16 protein-coding genes and 1 pseudogene are annotated in these 18,382 nt (G+C 53.7%); 10 read left to right on the top strand and 7 right to left on the bottom strand.

Annotation, left to right across the window (positions count from 1 at the left end; genetic code table 11):
* Positions 1 to 145: 145 nt before the first annotated feature.
* Both D9736_RS05595 and D9736_RS05590 read right to left on the bottom strand, forming a co-directional pair.
* A complete protein-coding gene (locus tag D9736_RS05595; protein ID WP_130257888.1) occupies positions 146 to 1,009 on the bottom strand; it encodes a YjjW family glycine radical enzyme activase in 864 nt (287 codons plus the stop codon).
* Complete coding sequence (locus D9736_RS05590; RefSeq protein ID WP_130257887.1) at positions 981 to 2,531, bottom strand: YjjI family glycine radical enzyme; 1,551 nt, start codon at positions 2,529 to 2,531, stop codon at positions 981 to 983. The genes D9736_RS05595 and D9736_RS05590 overlap by 29 nt, the downstream gene beginning before the upstream one ends.
* Before the next feature lie 257 nt (positions 2,532 to 2,788).
* Between D9736_RS05590 and deoC the strand changes: the two genes are divergently transcribed.
* The 4 genes from deoC to deoD all read left to right on the top strand — a co-directional run bounded on the left by deoC (position 2,789) and on the right by deoD (position 7,067).
* Entirely contained in the window at positions 2,789 to 3,568 is a 780-nt protein-coding gene (gene deoC, locus D9736_RS05585; protein ID WP_001295412.1) for a deoxyribose-phosphate aldolase, read from the top strand.
* Positions 3,569 to 3,693: 125 nt separating this feature from the next.
* The gene (deoA, locus tag D9736_RS05580) at positions 3,694 to 5,016 is read left to right on the top strand and encodes a thymidine phosphorylase (protein ID WP_130257886.1); all 1,323 of its coding nucleotides are present in this window, start codon (positions 3,694 to 3,696) and stop codon (positions 5,014 to 5,016) included.
* Between the two features lie 51 nt (positions 5,017 to 5,067).
* Positions 5,068 to 6,291, top strand: a complete 1,224-nt coding sequence (gene deoB, locus D9736_RS05575; RefSeq protein WP_000816471.1) for a phosphopentomutase — start codon at positions 5,068 to 5,070, stop codon at positions 6,289 to 6,291.
* Between the two features lie 56 nt (positions 6,292 to 6,347).
* Positions 6,348 to 7,067, top strand: a complete 720-nt coding sequence (deoD, locus tag D9736_RS05570; protein ID WP_130257885.1) for a purine-nucleoside phosphorylase — start codon at positions 6,348 to 6,350, stop codon at positions 7,065 to 7,067.
* Positions 7,068 to 7,227: 160 nt separating this feature from the next.
* On the opposite strand, the gene D9736_RS05565 is transcribed toward deoD, so the two are convergent.
* The 3 genes from D9736_RS05565 to D9736_RS05555 are packed head-to-tail and all read right to left on the bottom strand — an operon-like array spanning position 7,228 to position 9,211.
* The gene (locus tag D9736_RS05565; RefSeq protein WP_130257884.1) at positions 7,228 to 7,491 is read right to left on the bottom strand and encodes a helix-turn-helix transcriptional regulator; all 264 of its coding nucleotides are present in this window, start codon (positions 7,489 to 7,491) and stop codon (positions 7,228 to 7,230) included.
* A gap of 31 nt (positions 7,492 to 7,522) precedes the next feature.
* Positions 7,523 to 8,539 (bottom strand): lipoate--protein ligase LplA, encoded by a 1,017-nt coding sequence (gene lplA / locus D9736_RS05560; protein ID WP_130257883.1) that lies wholly within the window; start codon positions 8,537 to 8,539, stop codon positions 7,523 to 7,525.
* Positions 8,540 to 8,566: 27 nt separating this feature from the next.
* Positions 8,567 to 9,211, bottom strand: coding sequence for a YtjB family periplasmic protein (locus D9736_RS05555; RefSeq protein WP_130204786.1), 645 nt, complete (start codon positions 9,209 to 9,211; stop codon positions 8,567 to 8,569).
* Positions 9,212 to 9,316: 105 nt separating this feature from the next.
* On the opposite strand from D9736_RS05555, the gene serB reads away from it, so the two are divergent.
* The 4 genes and pseudogenes from serB to nadS form a co-directional block, all read left to right on the top strand.
* Positions 9,317 to 10,285 (top strand): phosphoserine phosphatase, encoded by a 969-nt coding sequence (gene serB / locus D9736_RS05550; RefSeq protein ID WP_130257882.1) that lies wholly within the window; start codon positions 9,317 to 9,319, stop codon positions 10,283 to 10,285.
* 48 nt (positions 10,286 to 10,333) lie between these two features.
* On the top strand, positions 10,334 to 11,716 hold the full coding sequence (gene radA / locus D9736_RS05545; RefSeq protein ID WP_001029698.1) for a DNA repair protein RadA: 1,383 nt from the start codon (positions 10,334 to 10,336) through the stop codon (positions 11,714 to 11,716).
* 20 nt (positions 11,717 to 11,736) lie between these two features.
* A complete protein-coding gene (gene nadR / locus D9736_RS05540; protein ID WP_130217520.1) occupies positions 11,737 to 12,969 on the top strand; it encodes a multifunctional transcriptional regulator/nicotinamide-nucleotide adenylyltransferase/ribosylnicotinamide kinase NadR in 1,233 nt (410 codons plus the stop codon).
* Positions 12,970 to 13,002: 33 nt separating this feature from the next.
* A pseudogene (nadS, locus tag D9736_RS23345) lies at positions 13,003 to 13,116 on the top strand (NadS family protein); the annotation flags it as partial.
* Between the two features lie 160 nt (positions 13,117 to 13,276).
* On the opposite strand, the gene ettA reads toward nadS, so the two are convergent.
* Positions 13,277 to 14,944, bottom strand: a complete 1,668-nt coding sequence (gene ettA / locus D9736_RS05535) for an energy-dependent translational throttle protein EttA (protein WP_000046754.1) — start codon at positions 14,942 to 14,944, stop codon at positions 13,277 to 13,279.
* Positions 14,945 to 15,279: 335 nt separating this feature from the next.
* Between ettA and sltY the strand changes: the two genes are divergently transcribed.
* A complete protein-coding gene (gene sltY, locus D9736_RS05530; RefSeq protein WP_130257881.1) occupies positions 15,280 to 17,217 on the top strand; it encodes a murein transglycosylase in 1,938 nt (645 codons plus the stop codon).
* An 89-nt stretch (positions 17,218 to 17,306) separates the two neighbouring features.
* Positions 17,307 to 17,633, top strand: a complete 327-nt coding sequence (trpR, locus tag D9736_RS05525; protein ID WP_000068677.1) for a trp operon repressor — start codon at positions 17,307 to 17,309, stop codon at positions 17,631 to 17,633.
* A 201-nt stretch (positions 17,634 to 17,834) separates the two neighbouring features.
* Here trpR and yjjX read toward each other — a convergent pair whose 3' ends face one another.
* Entirely contained in the window at positions 17,835 to 18,356 is a 522-nt protein-coding gene (gene yjjX, locus D9736_RS05520) for an inosine/xanthosine triphosphatase (protein WP_130217516.1), read from the bottom strand.
* Positions 18,357 to 18,382 lie beyond the last annotated feature (26 nt).

Here is an 18,382-nt window from a genome sequence, read left to right as displayed (position 1 = left end):
CATGCCTACAAGTCTGTGCCGAACCGTAGGCCGGATAAGGCGTTCACGCCGCATCCGGCAGTCGGTGCACAATGCCAGATGCGACGCTTGTCGCGTCTTATCATGCCTACAAGTTTATGCCGAACCGTAGGCCGCATCCGGCATGTCACAAATACAGCGCCGGAAATATTAACCGACTCACCCCGCGCACCTTTAACGCATCAGCCAACGACTCAACGTCTTCCGGCGTGGCGCTCGGCCAGCTTTGCGCCTCGCCATACACGCCGTGGGCATGAAATGCGTTCAGGCGAACCGGAACATCTCCAAGTCCCTTGATAAACGCCGCCAGCTCATCGATGTGTTGCAAATAATCAACCTGGCCTGGGATTACCAGCAAACGCAGTTCCGCCAGCCTGCCGCGATCGGCAAGCAGACTAATGCTGCGCTTAATCTGCTGATTATCGCGTCCGGTTAATTGTTGATGACATTTGCTCCCCCACGCTTTGAGATCGAGCATCGCGCCGTCGCACACCGGGAGTAATTTTTCCCAGCCGGTTTCACTCAACATGCCGTTACTGTCCACCAGACAGGTGAGATGGCACAATTGCGGATCGTTTTTGATGGCAGCAAACAGCGCCACCACAAACGGCAGCTGGGTCGTGGCTTCGCCGCCGCTTACCGTTATCCCTTCAATAAACAGCACCGCTTTGCGGACATGGCTAAGCACCTCGTCCACGCTCATGGATTGCGCCATTGGCGTGGCGTGTTGCGGACACATCTTCAGGCAGGTATCACATTGCTCGCAGACCACAGCGTTCCACAGCACTTTGCCGTCAACAATCTGCAACGCCTGATGCGGACACTGTGGCACGCACTCCCCACAGTCATTGCAACGTCCCATCGTCCACGGATTGTGACAGTTTTTGCAGCGCAGATTGCAGCCCTGCAAAAACAGAGCCAGACGACTGCCTGGCCCGTCAACGCAGGAGAAGGGGATAATCTTACTGACTAAAGCGCATCTGCTGTTCATGGCTTATCACGCGCGGCTGGCGTTCCAGAATACGAGTGTTGCGTGCGGCTTCTTCGCCCAGCCAGGTGGTGTTGGTGCGTGAACCTTCGGCGCGATATTTTTCTAAATCCGACAAACGCACCATATAACCGGTAACGCGAACCAGATCGTTACCGCTGACATTGGCGGTAAATTCACGCATTCCGGCTTTAAAGGCACCGAGGCAAAGCTGTACCAGTGCCTGCGGGTTACGTTTGATGGTTTCGTCGAGCGTCAGAATGTCGCTGATGCCGGAATAATAATAAGCATGATGCGGGGCGACAGTTTGCAGATGGGTGATCGGATCTGGCTCATCGCCATACGGCAAACGCGCGCCCGGCGTGGTGCCGATATCGGAACTGATCCCCGACTGTGCGTGCAACATGGCGCGTTTTTGCCAGCCATATTTCACAGGGGTATTGGCGACAAACTCCGCCAGTTGCGCGCTGATGCGATAACCCACTTCATTTGCGGCGGCCTCTTTACCGTAGCGCGCGGCAATCCCTTCTTTCTCGCACAGCAAGTTAACCGCTTCCGCCAGCCCATACATGCCAAACATTGGCACAAAACGTTCAGGGTTAATCAGCCCTTCTTTCACCAGGAAGCTATTCTCAAAGAAGTGTGATTGTTGATAGAGGAATTCACACCGCGCATCGATGATGGCGATCTGCTGCTGGCAGTAGTGCGGTAGAGTGCGCGTAAAGAAGTCTTCCAGCGATTCGCTGCGCTCGGCAATGGCTTTCAGGTTAAGGCGCACCAGCGTGCTGCCACCACCCGCCAGCGGCAGTGAGTTGTAACAGCTCACAATCCCGTAGCCCCCTTTTGTGAAAATTTTATCATGCACCGGACCGTTGGCGATGTGCGGTTTGCTACATTCACAGATGTTTTTCGCCACTTCCAGCAGCAGGTCATCAGGGGTAATTTCAGGATCGTAGATAAAGGTCAGGTTCGGTGAAACCTGCTTCAGTTCTGCGTCTGCGCGTAAAATTGCTCGGGTAATGGGCGAATCAGACGGGCCGATATTGGCGTGCATAAAGGCGTCTGGCAGGGTTCTGTCGAGGTAACGCCAGAAACGTTTTATTCGAATGTCGATCTCGTTTTGTGTTAGAATTCTAACATACGGTTGCAACAACGCATCCAGCTGCCCCAGGTAGACCGGCATCGATGTGACCGAAGGGACATGATGATAAAGAATGGTCAACAGAGAGAGCGCGTCATCAAGATCTTTCGCGCCTTCCAGCTCCAGCCATTCGGAACCGTTCGCCAGAAAACGGGCGTAATCGGGTAAGACATAGCGCGGTTTGTACGGCGCATGACCTTCAAACATATCGCAGATTACGCCTTCATCCAGCGCGCGGCGGGCTTCGGCAGGTAGCTGCGGATAAGGCAGATTGTTTTCTGCTTCCAGCGCCAGAAAATGGCGTTTCTGCTCCGGACTAAGCTCCGGACTTGTGACAATTTGCTGGCAACGTTGTTGCAGTGCAATCTCGTGAGAAGTGGGCATCTTCTTTTCCTTTTATGCCAAAGGTGATGCGCCATTGTAAGAAGTTTCGTGATGTTCACTTTGATCCTGATGCGTTTGTCACCACCGGTGCATTCATTTGAAAGTGAATTATTTGAACCAGATCGCATTACCGTAATGCAAATTTGTAAGTAGATTTTCTTAATTGTGATGTATATCGAAGTGTGTTGCGGAGTCGATGTTAGAATACTAACAAACTCGCAAGGTGAATTTTATTGGCGACAAGCCAGGAGAATGAAATGACTGATCTGAAAGCAAGCAGCCTGCGTGCACTGAAATTGATGGACCTGACTACCCTGAATGACGACGACACCGACGAGAAAGTGATCGCCCTGTGTCATCAGGCCAAAACTCCGGTCGGCAATACCGCTGCTATCTGTATCTATCCTCGCTTTATCCCGATTGCTCGCAAAACGCTGAAAGAGCAGGGCACCCCGGAAATCCGTATTGCTACGGTAACCAACTTCCCACACGGTAACGATGACATTGAAATTGCACTGGCAGAAACCCGTGCGGCAATCGCCTACGGTGCTGATGAAGTTGACGTGGTGTTCCCGTACCGTGCGCTGATGGCGGGCAACGAGCAAGTTGGTTTTGATCTGGTGAAAGCCTGTAAAGAGGCTTGCGCAGCGGCGAACGTACTGCTGAAAGTGATCATCGAAACCGGCGAACTGAAAGACGAAGCGCTGATCCGCAAAGCGTCTGAAATCTCCATCAAAGCGGGTGCCGACTTCATCAAAACCTCTACCGGTAAAGTGGCAGTGAACGCGACGCCGGAAAGCGCGCGCATCATGATGGAAGTGATCCGTGATATGGGCGTAGAGAAAACCGTTGGTTTCAAACCGGCGGGCGGCGTGCGTACTGCGGAAGATGCGCAGAAATATCTCGCTATTGCAGATGAACTGTTCGGTGCTGACTGGGCAGATGCGCGTCACTATCGCTTTGGCGCTTCCAGCCTGCTGGCAAGCCTGCTGAAAGCGCTGGGCCACGGCGACGGTAAGAGCGCCAGCAGCTACTAAGTAAGATGCTTTGCGCCTGATGCGCTGCGCTTATCAGGCCTACGAGACGTATCACCCGTAGGCCGGATAAGGCGTAGACGCATCCGGCAAAAGCCGCCTCATACTCTTTTCCACGGGAGGTTACCTTGTTTCTCGCACAAGAAATTATTCGTAAAAAACGTGATGGTCATGCGCTGAGTGATGAAGAAATTCGTTTCTTTATCAACGGCATTCGCGACAACACTATCTCCGAAGGGCAGATTGCCGCCCTCGCGATGACCATTTTCTTCCACGATATGACAATGCCTGAGCGTGTCTCGCTGACCATGGCGATGCGAGATTCAGGAACCGTTCTCGACTGGAAAAGCCTGCATCTGAATGGCCCGATTGTTGATAAACACTCGACCGGTGGCGTCGGCGATGTCACTTCGCTGATGTTAGGGCCAATGGTCGCAGCCTGCGGCGGCTATATTCCGATGATCTCCGGTCGCGGCCTCGGTCATACTGGCGGTACGCTCGACAAACTGGAATCCATCCCTGGCTTCGACATTTTCCCGGATGACAACCGTTTCCGCGAAATTATTAAAGACGTCGGCGTGGCGATTATCGGCCAGACCAGCTCACTGGCTCCGGCGGATAAACGTTTCTACGCGACCCGCGATATTACCGCAACCGTGGACTCCATTCCGCTGATCACCGCCTCTATTCTGGCGAAGAAACTGGCGGAAGGTTTGGACGCGCTGGTGATGGACGTGAAAGTAGGTAGCGGCGCGTTTATGCCGACCTACGAACTCTCTGAAGCCCTTGCCGAAGCGATTGTTGGCGTGGCTAACGGCGCTGGCGTGCGCACCACCGCGCTGCTCACCGATATGAATCAGGTGCTGGCCTCCAGTGCAGGTAACGCGGTTGAAGTACGTGAAGCGGTGCAGTTCCTGACGGGTGAATACCGTAACCCGCGTCTGTTTGATGTCACGATGGCGCTGTGCGTGGAGATGCTTATCTCCGGTAAACTGGCGAAAGATGACGCCGAAGCGCGCGCGAAATTGCAGGCGGTGCTGGACAACGGTAAAGCGGCAGAAGTCTTTGGTCGTATGGTGGCAGCACAAAAAGGCCCGACCGACTTCGTTGAGAACTACGCGAAGTATCTGCCGACAGCGATGCTGACGAAAGCAGTCTATGCTGATACCGAAGGTTTTGTCAGTGAAATGGATACCCGTGCGCTGGGAATGGCAGTGGTTGCGATGGGCGGCGGTCGCCGTCAGGCATCTGACACCATCGATTACAGCGTCGGCTTTACTGATATGGTGCGTCTGGGCGACCTGGTAGACGGTCAGCGTCCGCTGGCGGTTATCCACGCGAAAGACGAAAACAGCTGGCAGGAAGCGGCGAAAGCGGTGAAAGCGGCAATTAAACTTGCCGATAAAGCACCGGAAAGCACACCAACTGTCTATCGTCGTATCAGCGAATAACGGTATACTGATCTGATCATTTAAATTTGAAGCACTGAGTACGGAGAACATATGAAACGTGCATTTATTATGGTGCTGGACTCATTCGGCATCGGCGCTACAGAAGATGCAGAACGCTTTGGTGACGTCGGGGCTGACACCCTGGGTCATATCGCAGAAGCCTGTGCCAAAGGCGAAGCTGATAACGGTCGTAAAGGCCCGCTCAATCTGCCAAATCTGACCCGTCTGGGGCTGGCGAAAGCACATGAAGGTTCTACCGGTTTCATTCCGGCAGGAATGGACGGCAACGCTGAAGTTATCGGCGCGTACGCATGGGCGCACGAAATGTCATCTGGTAAAGACACCCCGTCTGGTCACTGGGAAATCGCCGGTGTCCCGGTTCTGTTTGAGTGGGGATACTTCTCCGATCACGAAAACAGCTTTCCGCAAGAGCTGCTGGATAAACTGGTTGAACGCGCTAACCTGCCAGGTTACCTCGGTAACTGCCACTCTTCCGGTACGGTCATCCTGGATCAACTGGGCGAAGAGCACATGAAAACCGGCAAGCCGATTTTCTATACCTCCGCTGACTCCGTGTTCCAGATTGCCTGCCATGAAGAAACTTTCGGTCTGGATAAACTCTACGAACTGTGTGAAATCGCCCGTGAAGAGCTGACCAACGGCGGCTACAACATCGGTCGTGTTATCGCTCGTCCGTTTATCGGCGACAAAGCCGGTAACTTCCAGCGTACCGGTAACCGTCACGACCTGGCCGTTGAACCGCCAGCACCGACCGTGCTGCAGAAACTGGTTGATGAAAAACATGGTCAGGTGGTTTCTGTCGGTAAGATTGCGGACATCTACGCTAACTGCGGTATCACCAAGAAAGTGAAAGCGACCGGTCTGGACGCGTTGTTTGACGCCACCATTAAAGAGATGAAGGAAGCGGGTGATAACACCATCGTCTTCACCAACTTCGTTGACTTTGACTCTTCCTGGGGCCACCGTCGCGACGTCGCCGGTTATGCCGCGGGTCTGGAACTGTTCGACCGCCGTCTGCCGGAGCTGATGTCTCTGCTGCGCGATGACGATATCCTGATCCTCACCGCTGACCACGGTTGCGACCCGACCTGGACCGGTACTGACCACACGCGTGAACACATTCCGGTACTGGTGTATGGCCCGAAAGTGAAACCGGGTTCGCTGGGGCACCGTGAAACCTTCGCGGATATTGGTCAGACTCTGGCAAAATATTTTGGTACTTCTGATATGGAATATGGCAAAGCCATGTTCTGATGGATTTGGGCGGAGCGTTGACTCCGCCTTTGTTATGTCACAAAAAGGATAAAACGATGGCTACCCCACACATTAATGCAGAAATGGGCGATTTCGCTGACGTAGTTTTGATGCCTGGCGACCCGCTGCGTGCGAAGTATATTGCTGAAACTTTCCTTGATGATGCCCGTGAAGTGAACAACGTTCGCGGTATGCTGGGCTTCACTGGTACTTACAAAGGCCGCAAAATTTCCGTAATGGGTCACGGTATGGGTATCCCGTCCTGCTCCATCTACACCAAAGAACTGATCACCGATTTCGGCGTGAAGAAAATTATCCGCGTAGGTTCCTGTGGCGCTGTTCTGCCGCATGTAAAACTGCGTGACGTCGTTATCGGTATGGGTGCCTGCACCGATTCCAAAGTTAACCGTATCCGTTTTAAAGACCATGACTTTGCCGCTATCGCTGACTTCGACATGGTGCGTAACGCGGTAGACGCGGCTAAAGCTCTGGGCGTTGATGCGCGTGTTGGTAACCTGTTCTCCGCTGACCTGTTCTACTCTCCGGACGGCGAAATGTTCGACGTGATGGAAAAATACGGCATCCTCGGCGTAGAAATGGAAGCGGCTGGTATCTACGGCGTGGCTGCAGAGTTTGGTGCGAAAGCACTGGCTATCTGCACCGTGTCTGACCACATCCGTACTCACGAGCAGACCACTGCTGAAGAGCGTCAGACCACCTTCAACGACATGATCAAAATTGCACTGGAATCCGTTCTGCTGGGCGATAAAGAGTAATTGTGTTTCGCTGAAAGGCGATTGTCGTGTTAAGCCGGAGCGGGAGACTGCTCCGGCTTTTTAGTATCTATTCATCAATAGCGACTGATATATAGATTTACTATTATTTTTCATATGGATAGGAAATCAAAACCATTCAAGTATCTATTCACGAATCTATTCATTTATGTTCAACCGTCATCCAGTAAGGGCATATCAGCAACTCTGGCGGACAACCATAAATTCCTGCCATTTTGCTTTTGATATTTGAGCTAAGCCGTTCCGTCTTTTCGATCCGTTTTAGAGAATTAATCGAGATACCTAACATTTTACTTACTTCAGCAAGCGATAATTTATGCCTGATACGCATGGCGGCTAGCCAGGATATACCCTGGCTGAACATTAAATTGATAATCTCCCGTTCCTGGTTCTCCAGATCGATCATATTTCCTTCCCTGGATATTTTAATGAGCGAGTTACCGCACCGCCCCTGCCATCCATGCCGACAACTCCCGTAGCTCTTTTTCCTGTTCAGGGAAGTCGACCAGCAGCGCTTCGCACTCCTGTTGCAGCATATCCGCGCGGTACAGGCAGCCTTGCAGCCGCCCGGCGAGAGCTTCCAGCGGCGCGGGGTTAAGGCTGTCGGTAAACACCTGGGCGCGGGTGATATGGCCTTTTTCAACGTCGAAATGCAGTTCTACGCCGCCCCAGGTAAAGCGTTCGTCCAGCAGATGCGAGAACGCCGGAGCCTGACCGAAGTTCCACTCCCAGCTACTCTGGCGGGCAAAGGTTTCGGCGAAGTTCGGCAAGTCTGGCGTTTTGTCCGGGGAGATGATTTCCGCTTCTACACGCTCGCCATAATGGGCGAAAAAGGCCTCGGTTATGGTCTCGCAAACCTGCTCATGGGTGATCCCCGGCAGCAGCTCGGTCAGATTGGTCACGCGGGAACGTACCGAGGTAATACCTTTTGCTGCCAGTTTCTTTTTATCCGGGTTGAGATAGTTTGCCAGGCGGCTGAGGTCGGCATTGAGCAGCAAGGTGCCATGGTGGAAACCGCGATCCTTGGTTTCGCGATAGGCCGAGCCTGAGACTTTGCGGTCGCCTTCGGCGGTTTTCACCACCAGATCGTTGCGCCCGGAAGCTTCTGCGGTGACGCCGAGCGCGTTCAGCGCATTAAGCACAATCTCCGTGGAGATGGTTTTATCGTACTCCGGCTTGCCAGCCATAAAGGTAAAGCAGGTATTGCCGAGATCGTGGAACACCGCGCCGCCACCGCTGCTGCGCCGTGCCAGGCGGACGTTATCTTCTTCCATCCGTCGGGTATTACACTCTTTCCACGGGTTTTGCGCACGACCAATCACTACCGTGTCGGCATTGCGCCAGAGAAACAGAACGCGCTGCGTGGCGGGCATCTGGCGAAAAATACACTCTTCCACCGCCAGGTTAAACCACGGATCGTAAGAGTCAGAGATGAGCAGGCGTAATGTGGACATAACGATTTCCTTTCTTGTAGTAATGGGTCACTCTTTTTTCTCGCTTTCTTCCTCTTCCGGTACCGGTTTGCTGGCGGTTAACAGGAAGGGCGATTGCTGCCAGCGGGTACGTTTACCCTGCAACAGTGTGCGAGTCAGCACCACGCCGATTGCCAGCGAGAGCAGCAGCATCAGGCGTAGAATATTGGTGGTGTTATCCACCTGTTTGGCTTCGGTGGCGAGCGTATGGGTATCGAGCGTGAGGCGCAGATAGCCGAGCGGTCCATTTTTCCCCTTAATCGGTTCGACAATCTGCTGGTTAAAATAGCCACCTGCTTTTTTACCGTCGAGCGCCAGTCGGTCGCGCACCTCGACGCTTTCGCCTGCGCGGGCGATAAGATCGCCTTGTTCGTCATACACACCCGCGTCGAGGATGCGACTTTCGTCCGTCAACTGATCGAGGATCGCCCGAATGCGTTTTTCATCAGGTGAGTTGGTACGCATCAGCGGCGCAACGTTCAGGGTTACCTGATGCGCCAGGGTACGGGCCAGTTCTTCCAGCTGTGGATTACGCTGTCGCTGGTGGTTTTGACTAAACCATGATGCTCCCTGCATTAGTGCGACTAACAACGCGAGACAGAACAGGACAATCACTGCCCGATGCAGCCGGAATTTTAGTTTTGTGCGAGCCATATTCCACCCGTTGAAAATTTGAGACTTAATGTTGCCAGAAGCAATGGATACAAGGTAGCCTCATGCGTTATTTTCCCTGCTTCGAACGATTTTACAGGAGCCTTAATGCCTAACATTACCTGGTGCGACCTGCCTGAAGATGTCTCTTTATGGCCTGGTCTGCCTCTTTCATTAAGTGGTGATGAAGTGATGCCACTGGATTACCACGCAGGTCGTAGCGGCTGGCTGCTGTATGGTCGTGGGCTGGATAAACAACGTCTGACCCAGTACCAAAGCAAACTGGGCGCGGCAATGGTGATTGTTGCTGCCTGGTGCGTGGAAGATTATCAGGTGATTCGTCTGGCAGGTTCACTCACCGCCCGGGCTACGCGCCTGGCCCACGAAGCGCAGCTGGATGTCGCGCCGCTGGGGAAAATCCCGCACCTGCGCGCGCCGGGTTTGCTGGTGATGGACATGGACTCCACCGCCATCCAGATAGAATGTATTGATGAAATTGCCAAACTGGCTGGAACGGGCGAGATGGTGGCGGAAGTGACCGAACGGGCGATGCGCGGCGAACTCGATTTTACCGCTAGCCTGCGTAGCCGCGTGGCGACGCTGAAAGGCGCTGACGCCAATATTCTGCAACAGGTGCGTGAAAATCTGCCGCTGATGCCAGGCTTAACGCAACTGGTGCTGAAGCTAGAAACGCTGGGCTGGAAAGTGGCGATTGCCTCCGGCGGCTTTACCTTCTTTGCTGAATACCTGCGCGACAAGCTGCGATTAACCGCCGTGGTAGCCAATGAACTGGAGATCATGGACGGTAAATTTACCGGCAATGTGATCGGCGACATTGTGGACGCGCAGTACAAAGCGAAAACCCTGACCCGGCTGGCGCAGGAGTATGATATTCCGCTGGCGCAAACCGTGGCGATTGGCGATGGTGCCAACGACCTGCCGATGATCAAAGCGGCAGGGCTGGGGATTGCCTACCATGCCAAGCCAAAAGTGAATGAAAAGACGGAAGTCACCATCCGTCACGCTGACTTGATGGGGGTATTCTGCATCCTCTCTGGCAGCCTGAATCAGAAGTAATTGCCCGCCCGTCATCCTGCGGGCGGCACAGCATTAACGAGGTACACCGTGGCAAAAGCTCCAAAACGCGCCTTTGTTTGTAATGAATGCGGGGCCGATTATCCGCGCTGGCAGGGGCAGTGCAGCGCCTGTCATGCCTGGAACACCATCACCGAGGTGCGTCTTGCTGCGTCGCCAACGGTGGCGCGTAACGAGCGTCTGAGTGGCTATGCCGGTAGCGCCGGGGTGGCAAAAGTCCAGAAACTCTCCGATATCAGCCTTGAAGAGCTGCCGCGTTTTTCCACCGGATTTAAAGAGTTCGACCGCGTATTAGGCGGTGGCGTTGTGCCGGGAAGCGCCATTCTGATTGGCGGTAACCCAGGTGCCGGGAAATCCACGCTGTTGCTGCAAACGCTGTGCAAACTGGCGCAGCAGATGAAAACGCTGTATGTCACTGGCGAAGAGTCGCTGCAACAGGTGGCAATGCGCGCTCATCGCCTTGGCCTGCCGACTGACAATCTCAATATGTTGTCGGAAACCAGCATCGAGCAGATCTGCCTGATTGCCGAAGAAGAGCAACCGAAGCTGATGGTAATTGACTCGATCCAGGTGATGCATATGGCGGATGTTCAGTCATCGCCAGGCAGCGTGGCGCAGGTGCGTGAAACGGCGGCTTATCTGACGCGCTTCGCCAAAACGCGCGGTGTGGCGATTGTCATGGTCGGTCACGTAACCAAAGATGGTTCACTGGCTGGCCCGAAAGTGCTGGAACACTGTATCGACTGTTCGGTGCTTTTGGACGGCGATGCCGACTCCCGTTTTCGCACCTTACGTAGCCATAAAAACCGCTTCGGCGCGGTGAATGAGCTGGGCGTATTTGCGATGACCGAACAGGGGCTGCGTGAAGTCAGCAACCCTTCAGCCATCTTTTTAAGCCGTGGCGATGAAGTGACCTCTGGTAGTTCAGTGATGGTGGTATGGGAAGGAACGCGTCCACTGCTGGTGGAGATTCAGGCGCTGGTCGATCACTCGATGATGGCGAATCCGCGCCGCGTGGCGGTAGGTCTGGAGCAAAACCGTCTGGCAATCCTGCTGGCAGTGCTGCATCGTCACGGTGGGTTGCAAATGGCTGATCAGGATGTGTTTGTGAACGTGGTCGGCGGCGTGAAGGTAACCGAAACCAGTGCCGACTTAGCGTTACTGCTGGCGATGGTTTCCAGTCTGCGTGACAGGCCGCTACCGCAGGATCTGGTGGTGTTTGGTGAAGTCGGGCTGGCAGGGGAGATCCGCCCGGTGCCCAGCGGCCAGGAACGAATCTCAGAAGCGGCGAAACACGGTTTTCGGCGGGCAATTGTTCCGGCGGCTAACGTACCGAAAAAAGCGCCGGAAGGGATGCAGATTTTTGGCGTTAAAAAACTCTCCGACGCGCTTAGCGTGTTCGACGACTTATAATAAGAGATACGGAGGGAGATATGTCGTCATTTGATTACCTGAAAACTGCCATCAAGCAACAGGGCTGCACGCTACAGCAGGTAGCTGATGCCAGCGGTATGACCAAAGGGTATTTAAGCCAGTTACTGAATGCCAAAATCAAAAGCCCCAGCGCGCAAAAGCTGGAGGCATTGCACCGTTTTTTGGGGCTTGAGTTTCCACGGCAGAAGAAAACGATCGGCGTTGTATTCGGTAAGTTCTACCCACTGCATACCGGACATATCTACCTTATCCAGCGCGCCTGTAGCCAGGTTGACGAGCTGCATATCATTATGGGCTTTGACGATACCCGTGACCGCGCGTTGTTTGAAGACAGTGCCATGTCGCAGCAGCCCACGGTGCCGGATCGTCTGCGCTGGTTATTGCAAACCTTTAAGTATCAAAAAAACATTCGTATTCATGCCTTTAACGAAGAGGGCATGGAGCCGTATCCGCACGGCTGGGATGTGTGGAGCAACGGCATCAAAAAGTTTATGGCTGAAAAGGGGATCCAGCCGGATCTGATCTACACCTCGGAAGAGGCCGACGCGCCGCAGTATATGGAGCATTTGGGGATCGAAACGGTGTTGATCGATCCGAAACGCACTTTTATGAGTATCAGCGGTGCGCAGATCCGCGAAAACCCGTTCCGCTACTGGGAATATATTCCTACCGAAGTGAAGCCGTTCTTTGTGCGTACCGTGGCGATCCTTGGCGGCGAGTCGAGCGGTAAATCCACCCTGGTAAACAAACTTGCCAATATCTTCAACACCACCAGTGCGTGGGAGTTTGGTCGTGATTATGTCTTTTCGCATCTCGGCGGCGATGAGATCGCATTGCAGTATTCCGACTACGATAAAATCGCGCTGGGACACGCACAATATATTGATTTTGCAGTAAAATATGCCAATAAAGTAGCGTTTATCGACACTGATTTTGTGACTACTCAGGCGTTCTGCAAAAAGTACGAAGGGCGTGAGCATCCGTTCGTGCAGGCGTTGATTGATGAATACCGTTTTGATCTGGTGATCCTGCTGGAGAACAACACCCCGTGGGTGGCGGATGGTTTACGCAGCCTCGGCAGTTCGGTGGATCGTAAAGAGTTCCAGAACTTGCTGGTGGAGATGCTGGAAGAGAACAATATCGAATTTGTGCGGGTTGAAGAGGACGATTACGACAGCCGTTTCCTGCGCTGCGTGGAGCTGGTGCGGGAGATGATGGGGGAGCAGAGGTAACCGTGACGAAACGGCTCAAAGGCGAGGTATAAAATGAGTTTTTTTGATGAGTTGAAAACCTCTCTGGAAGAGGCTGTCGAGATTAAACAAGGTTTGAAAGAACCAGCACGGATGACCCGCTACGAAATTGCGGATGCTAAGGCTGTTGTAGGCCGGAAGAGGCGTTCACGCCGCATCCGGCATCCGGTGCTCAATGCCTGATGCGACGCTTACCGCGTCTTATCAGGCCTGGAGTTTCACAACGTATTGAAATCGCTGGTTTTGTAGGCCGGATAAGGCGTTCACGCCGCATCCGGCATTTTACGCATTACTTCGCAATACGCTTGTACTTGATACGCTTCGGCTCCAGCGCGTCTGCGCCCAGCGTGCGTTTTTTGTACTCTTCGTACTCGGTAAAGTTACCTTCGAAGAACTCAACTTTACCTTCATCTTGGTAGTCCAGGATGTGCGTGGCGATACGGTCGAGGAACCAACGGTCGTGCGAGATAACCATCGCACAGCCCGGGAACTCCAGCAGGGCGTTTTCCAGCGCGCGCAGGGTTTCGATATCCAGGTCGTTGGTTGGTTCGTCGAGCAGCAGCATGTTGCCGCCAACCTGCAGCAGCTTCGCCAGATGCAGACGACCGCGCTCACCACCGGAAAGTTCGCCAACACGTTTACCCTGATCAACCCCTTTAAAGTTAAAGCGGCCAACGTAGGCGCGGCTTGGCATCTCGGTGTTGCCGATCTTCATGATATCCAGCCCGCCGGAAACTTCTTCCCAAACGGTTTTGCTGTTATCCATTGAGTCACGGAACTGATCGACAGACGCCAGTTTCACCGTTTCACCTAAAGTGATGGTGCCGCTGTCCGGTTGTTCCTGACCAGAGATCATACGGAACAGGGTCGATTTACCCGCGCCGTTCGGACCGATGATCCCGACGATCGCCCCTTTCGGGATCGAGAAACTCAGGGAGTCAATCAGCAGACGATCGCCATAGGATTTACGCAGATTGCTGACTTCCAGCACTTTGTCGCCCAGACGCGGTCCAGGTGGAATAAACAGTTCGTTGGTTTCGTTACGTTTCTGATATTCGGTGCTGTTCAGCTCTTCAAAGCGCGCCAGACGTGCTTTGCCTTTCGACTGACGGCCTTTAGTACCTTGACGTACCCATTCCAGCTCTTTCTCAATCGACTTACGACGCGCCGCTTCTTGTGAAGCTTCCTGCGCCAGGCGCTGATCTTTCTGCTCCAGCCAGGAGGAGTAGTTGCCTTCCCACGGAATACCTTCACCGCGGTCCAGTTCGAGGATCCAGCCTGCAACGTTATCGAGGAAGTAACGGTCGTGAGTAATCGCCACAACGGTGCCTTCGAAGTCGTGCAGGAAGCGTTCCAGCCAGGCCACGGATTCGGCATCCAGGTGGTTGGTCGGTTCGTCGAGCAGCAGCATGTCTGGTTTTTCCAGCAGCAGGCGGCACAACGCCACGCGACGACGCTCACCACCAGAGAGGTTAGCGATTTTCGCGTCCCAGTCCGGCAGACGCAACGCATCCGCCGCACGCTCCAGCTGAACGTTCAGGTTATGACCGTCGTGAGCCTGAATGATCTCTTCCAGACGGCCTTGTTCAGCGGCCAGCTTGTCAAAATCGGCATCCGGATCGGCATACAACGCGTACACTTCATCCAGACGTTTCAGGGCGTTAACCACTTCAGAAACCGCTTCTTCAATGGACTCACGCACGGTGTGTTCCGGGTTCAGCTGCGGTTCCTGCGGCAGATAACCAATCTTGATGTCTGGCTGCGGACGCGCTTCACCTTCGATGTCTTTATCAATGCCCGCCATAATGCGCAGCAGGGTGGACTTACCCGCGCCGTTCAGACCCAGGACACCAATTTTTGCCCCAGGGAAGAAACTCAGAGAGATGTTTTTCAAAATATGACGTTTCGGCGGAACAACTTTGCCGACACGATGCATGGTATAAACGAATTGAGCCACGTTGGACTTCGCCTCTATGTTTATCGTGATGATGAGTTTTCAAAGGCGAAGTGTAGCCTGTTTCCTTATCTAATCCCAGCCGGTCGATCACCCTCGCAGTATACTCGTCATACTTCAAGTTGCATGTGCTGCGCTTACGCTCGCTCACCCCAGTCACTTACTTCTGTAAGCTCCTGGGGACTCACTCACTTATCGCCTTCCTGCAACTCGAATTATTTAGAGTATAAAAGTAAAAAAGTGTCCGTAACGTGGCGTAAACGGCAATGACTGGTTAGCATAAATCTATTACGCGGCATGATGCTGCATTGATGTATTTACACTTAGAGGGTGCGCTTGTGGAAAAAGCCAAACAAGTTACCTGGCGGCTGTTGGCTGCCGGTGTCTGTCTGCTGACGGTCAGCAGCGTGGCGCGAGCCAACTCACTGGATGAGCAGCGTAGCCGTTACGCGCAAATCAAGCAGGCCTGGGATAATCGACAAATGGATGTGGTCGAACAAATGATGCCATCCCTGAAGGATTATCCGCTTTATCCCTATCTGGAATACCGCCAGATCACCGATGACCTGATGAATCAACCGGCGGTGACGGTTACTAACTTTGTTCGCGCTAACCCCACGCTTCCTCCTGCTCGCACGCTGCAATCGCGTTTCGTCAATGAACTGGCGCGACGCGAAGACTGGCGTGGCTTGTTAGCCTTTAGCCCGGAAAAGCCAGGCACAACCGAAGCCCAGTGTAATTACTACTATGCAAAATGGAACACCGGGCAGAGTGAAGAAGCCTGGCAGGGGGCGAAAGAGCTGTGGCTAACCGGAAAGAGCCAGCCTAACGCTTGTGACAAGTTATTTAGCGTCTGGCGAGCGTCCGGCAAACAAGAACCCCTGGCATATTTAGAGCGTATCCGCCTGGCGATGAAAGCAGGCAATACCGGGCTGGTGACGGTGCTGGCAGGGCAAATGCCTGCCGATTACCAGACTATTGCTTCGGCAATTATTTCTCTGGCGAATGATCCTAATACTGTGCTGACTTTCGCGCGTTCCACCGGCGCGACCGATTTTACCCGTCAGATGGCGGCGGTGGCATTTGCCAGCGTGGCACGTCAGGATGCTGAAAATGCACGGCTGATGATCCCTTCACTTGCCCAGGCGCAGCAGCTTAATGAAGATCAGATTCAGGAGTTGCGCGATATCGTCGCCTGGCGTCTGATGGGCAACGATGTCACCGATGAGCAGGCGAAATGGCGTGATGACGCGATTATGCGTTCGCAATCCACGTCGTTAATTGAACGCCGCGTGCGGATGGCGCTTGGCACTGGCGATCGCCGTGGTCTGAATACCTGGCTGGCGCGTCTGCCAATAGAGGCGAAAGATAAAGATGAATGGCGCTACTGGCAGGCGGATATACTGCTGGAACGCGGGCGTGAAGCTGAAGCAAAAGAGATTTTGCATCAACTCATGCAACAGCGTGGTTTCTACCCGATGGTCGCTGCGCAACGTATTGGCGAAGAGTATCAACTAAAGATTGATAAAGCGCCGCAGAACGTTGACAGCGCCCTGACCCAGGGGCCGGAGATGGCGCGCGTGCGCGAGTTGATGTACTGGAATATGGATAACACCGCACGTAGCGAGTGGGCCAATCTGGTGAAGAGCAAGTCAAAAACAGAGCAGGCGCAATTGGCACGCTATGCCTTTAATAATCACTGGTGGGATCTCAGTGTTCAGGCGACGATCGCCGGGAAATTGTGGGATCATCTGGAAGAACGATTCCCGCTGGCTTACAACGATCTTTTCAAACGTTACACCAGTGGGAAGGAGATCCCGCAAAGCTATGCGATGGCGATTGCCCGTCAGGAGAGCGCCTGGAATCCGAAAGTGAAATCACCGGTAGGAGCCAGCGGTCTGATGCAGATTATGCCCGGTACGGCGACTCAGACGGTGAAGATGTTCTCTATTCCTGGTTATAGCAGCCCTGGGCAATTGCTGGATCCGGAAACGAACATCAACATTGGTACCAGTTATCTGCAATATGTTTATCAGCAATTTGGCAATAACCGCATTTTCTCCTCGGCAGCTTATAACGCCGGCCCAGGGCGGGTGCGCACGTGGCTTGGTAACAGCGCCGGGCGTATCGACGCGGTGGCGTTTGTCGAGAGTATTCCGTTTTCCGAGACGCGCGGTTATGTGAAAAATGTGCTGGCTTATGACGCGTACTATCGCTATTTCATGGGCGATAAGCCCACGCTTTTGAGCGCTACGGAATGGGGACGTCGTTACTGATTTGAACCTTTATGATATGCTATCGTACTCTTTAGCGAGTACAACCGGGGGAGGCATTTTGCTTCCCCCGCTAACAATGGCGACACACTATGGCCCAACAATCACCCTATTCAGCAGCGATGGCAGAACAGCGTCACCAGGAGTGGTTACGTTTTGTCGACCTGCTTAAGAATGCCTACCAAAACGATCTCCATTTACCATTGTTAAACCTGATGCTGACGCCAGATGAGCGCGAAGCGTTGGGGACTCGCGTGCGTATCGTTGAAGAGTTGCTGCGTGGTGAAATGAGCCAGCGCGAGTTAAAAAATGAACTCGGCGCGGGCATCGCGACCATTACGCGTGGATCTAACAGTCTGAAAGCCGCGCCCGTCGAGCTGCGCCAGTGGCTGGAAGACGTGTTGCTGAAAAGCGATTGATTTTGTAGGCCTGATAAGACGCGGCAGCGTCGCATCAGGCAATATGCACCGAATGCCGGATGCGGCGTGAACGCCTTATCCGTCCTACAAATACTGAAAAGCGACTAATTTCAATATATTCGTAGACCTGATAAGACGCGTCAGCGTCGCATCAGGCACCGTGCACCGAATGCCGGATGCGGCGTGAACGCCTTATCCGGTTTACAATGGCTGATACACGGCATTATGAAACGGACTCAGCGCCAGGATCACCGCCTGGTGATAGACGCTGGCGCGAGTGAGCTTACCGGCGGTAAACACGCCGATCGCCCCTTCCTTACGACCAATCTCATCAATACCGGTATAACGCGACATCACGGGGCCGAGCGCCTCGCCTTCACGCACTTTCTGCAGAATCACCGCAGGTAACGGCAAAGTAGCCGAACGTGCTTCGCCACGTTGGTTGGCGTTTTCAATGACCACCCAACTGAAGGTGCTGTCACCATCAATGCCCGCTTCAATCGCCACCCAAAAATCAGCCTCTGGATGTAAACGGCGGGCATTTTCTACCCGATTTCGTGCGCCAGCGCGCGTTTCCTCACTGCCAAAGGGTTGTTCCGGTACGCCGCTCTCGACGGCAACGGACTCAATGTGGCAGGATCCTTCGCCGAAGATCTCGTGAAATGCCTGCAGAATGGCCTGAATTTTAGCGGGATTGGTGGTCGCACAGACAACATGGTGCATAATCAGGATTACTCAAAAATTAACGT

This window comes from Escherichia sp. E10V10, from assembly GCF_004211985.1.
In the GTDB taxonomy this organism is placed as follows: Bacteria; Pseudomonadota; Gammaproteobacteria; order Enterobacterales; family Enterobacteriaceae; genus Escherichia.
The sequence above is the reverse complement of the archived record's forward strand: the minus strand, read 5'-3'. Positions and strand labels throughout refer to the sequence as shown.

What these genes read in the sequence shown, in the direction of transcription:
- D9736_RS05595 (WP_130257888.1), bottom strand. Translation starts at nt 1,009, where the DNA reads ATGAACAGCAGATGCGCTTTAGTCAGTAAGATTATCCCCTTCTCCTGC.
- D9736_RS05590 (WP_130257887.1), bottom strand. Translation starts at nt 2,531, where the DNA reads ATGCCCACTTCTCACGAGATTGCACTGCAACAACGTTGCCAGCAAATT.
- deoC (WP_001295412.1), top strand. Translation starts at nt 2,789, where the DNA reads ATGACTGATCTGAAAGCAAGCAGCCTGCGTGCACTGAAATTGATGGAC.
- deoB (WP_000816471.1), top strand. Translation starts at nt 5,068, where the DNA reads ATGAAACGTGCATTTATTATGGTGCTGGACTCATTCGGCATCGGCGCT.
- deoD (WP_130257885.1), top strand. Translation starts at nt 6,348, where the DNA reads ATGGCTACCCCACACATTAATGCAGAAATGGGCGATTTCGCTGACGTA.
- D9736_RS05565 (WP_130257884.1), bottom strand. Translation starts at nt 7,491, where the DNA reads ATGATCGATCTGGAGAACCAGGAACGGGAGATTATCAATTTAATGTTC.
- lplA (WP_130257883.1), bottom strand. Translation starts at nt 8,539, where the DNA reads ATGTCCACATTACGCCTGCTCATCTCTGACTCTTACGATCCGTGGTTT.
- D9736_RS05555 (WP_130204786.1), bottom strand. Translation starts at nt 9,211, where the DNA reads ATGGCTCGCACAAAACTAAAATTCCGGCTGCATCGGGCAGTGATTGTC.
- serB (WP_130257882.1), top strand. Translation starts at nt 9,317, where the DNA reads ATGCCTAACATTACCTGGTGCGACCTGCCTGAAGATGTCTCTTTATGG.
- nadR (WP_130217520.1), top strand. Translation starts at nt 11,737, where the DNA reads ATGTCGTCATTTGATTACCTGAAAACTGCCATCAAGCAACAGGGCTGC.
- trpR (WP_000068677.1), top strand. Translation starts at nt 17,307, where the DNA reads ATGGCCCAACAATCACCCTATTCAGCAGCGATGGCAGAACAGCGTCAC.
- yjjX (WP_130217516.1), bottom strand. Translation starts at nt 18,356, where the DNA reads ATGCACCATGTTGTCTGTGCGACCACCAATCCCGCTAAAATTCAGGCC.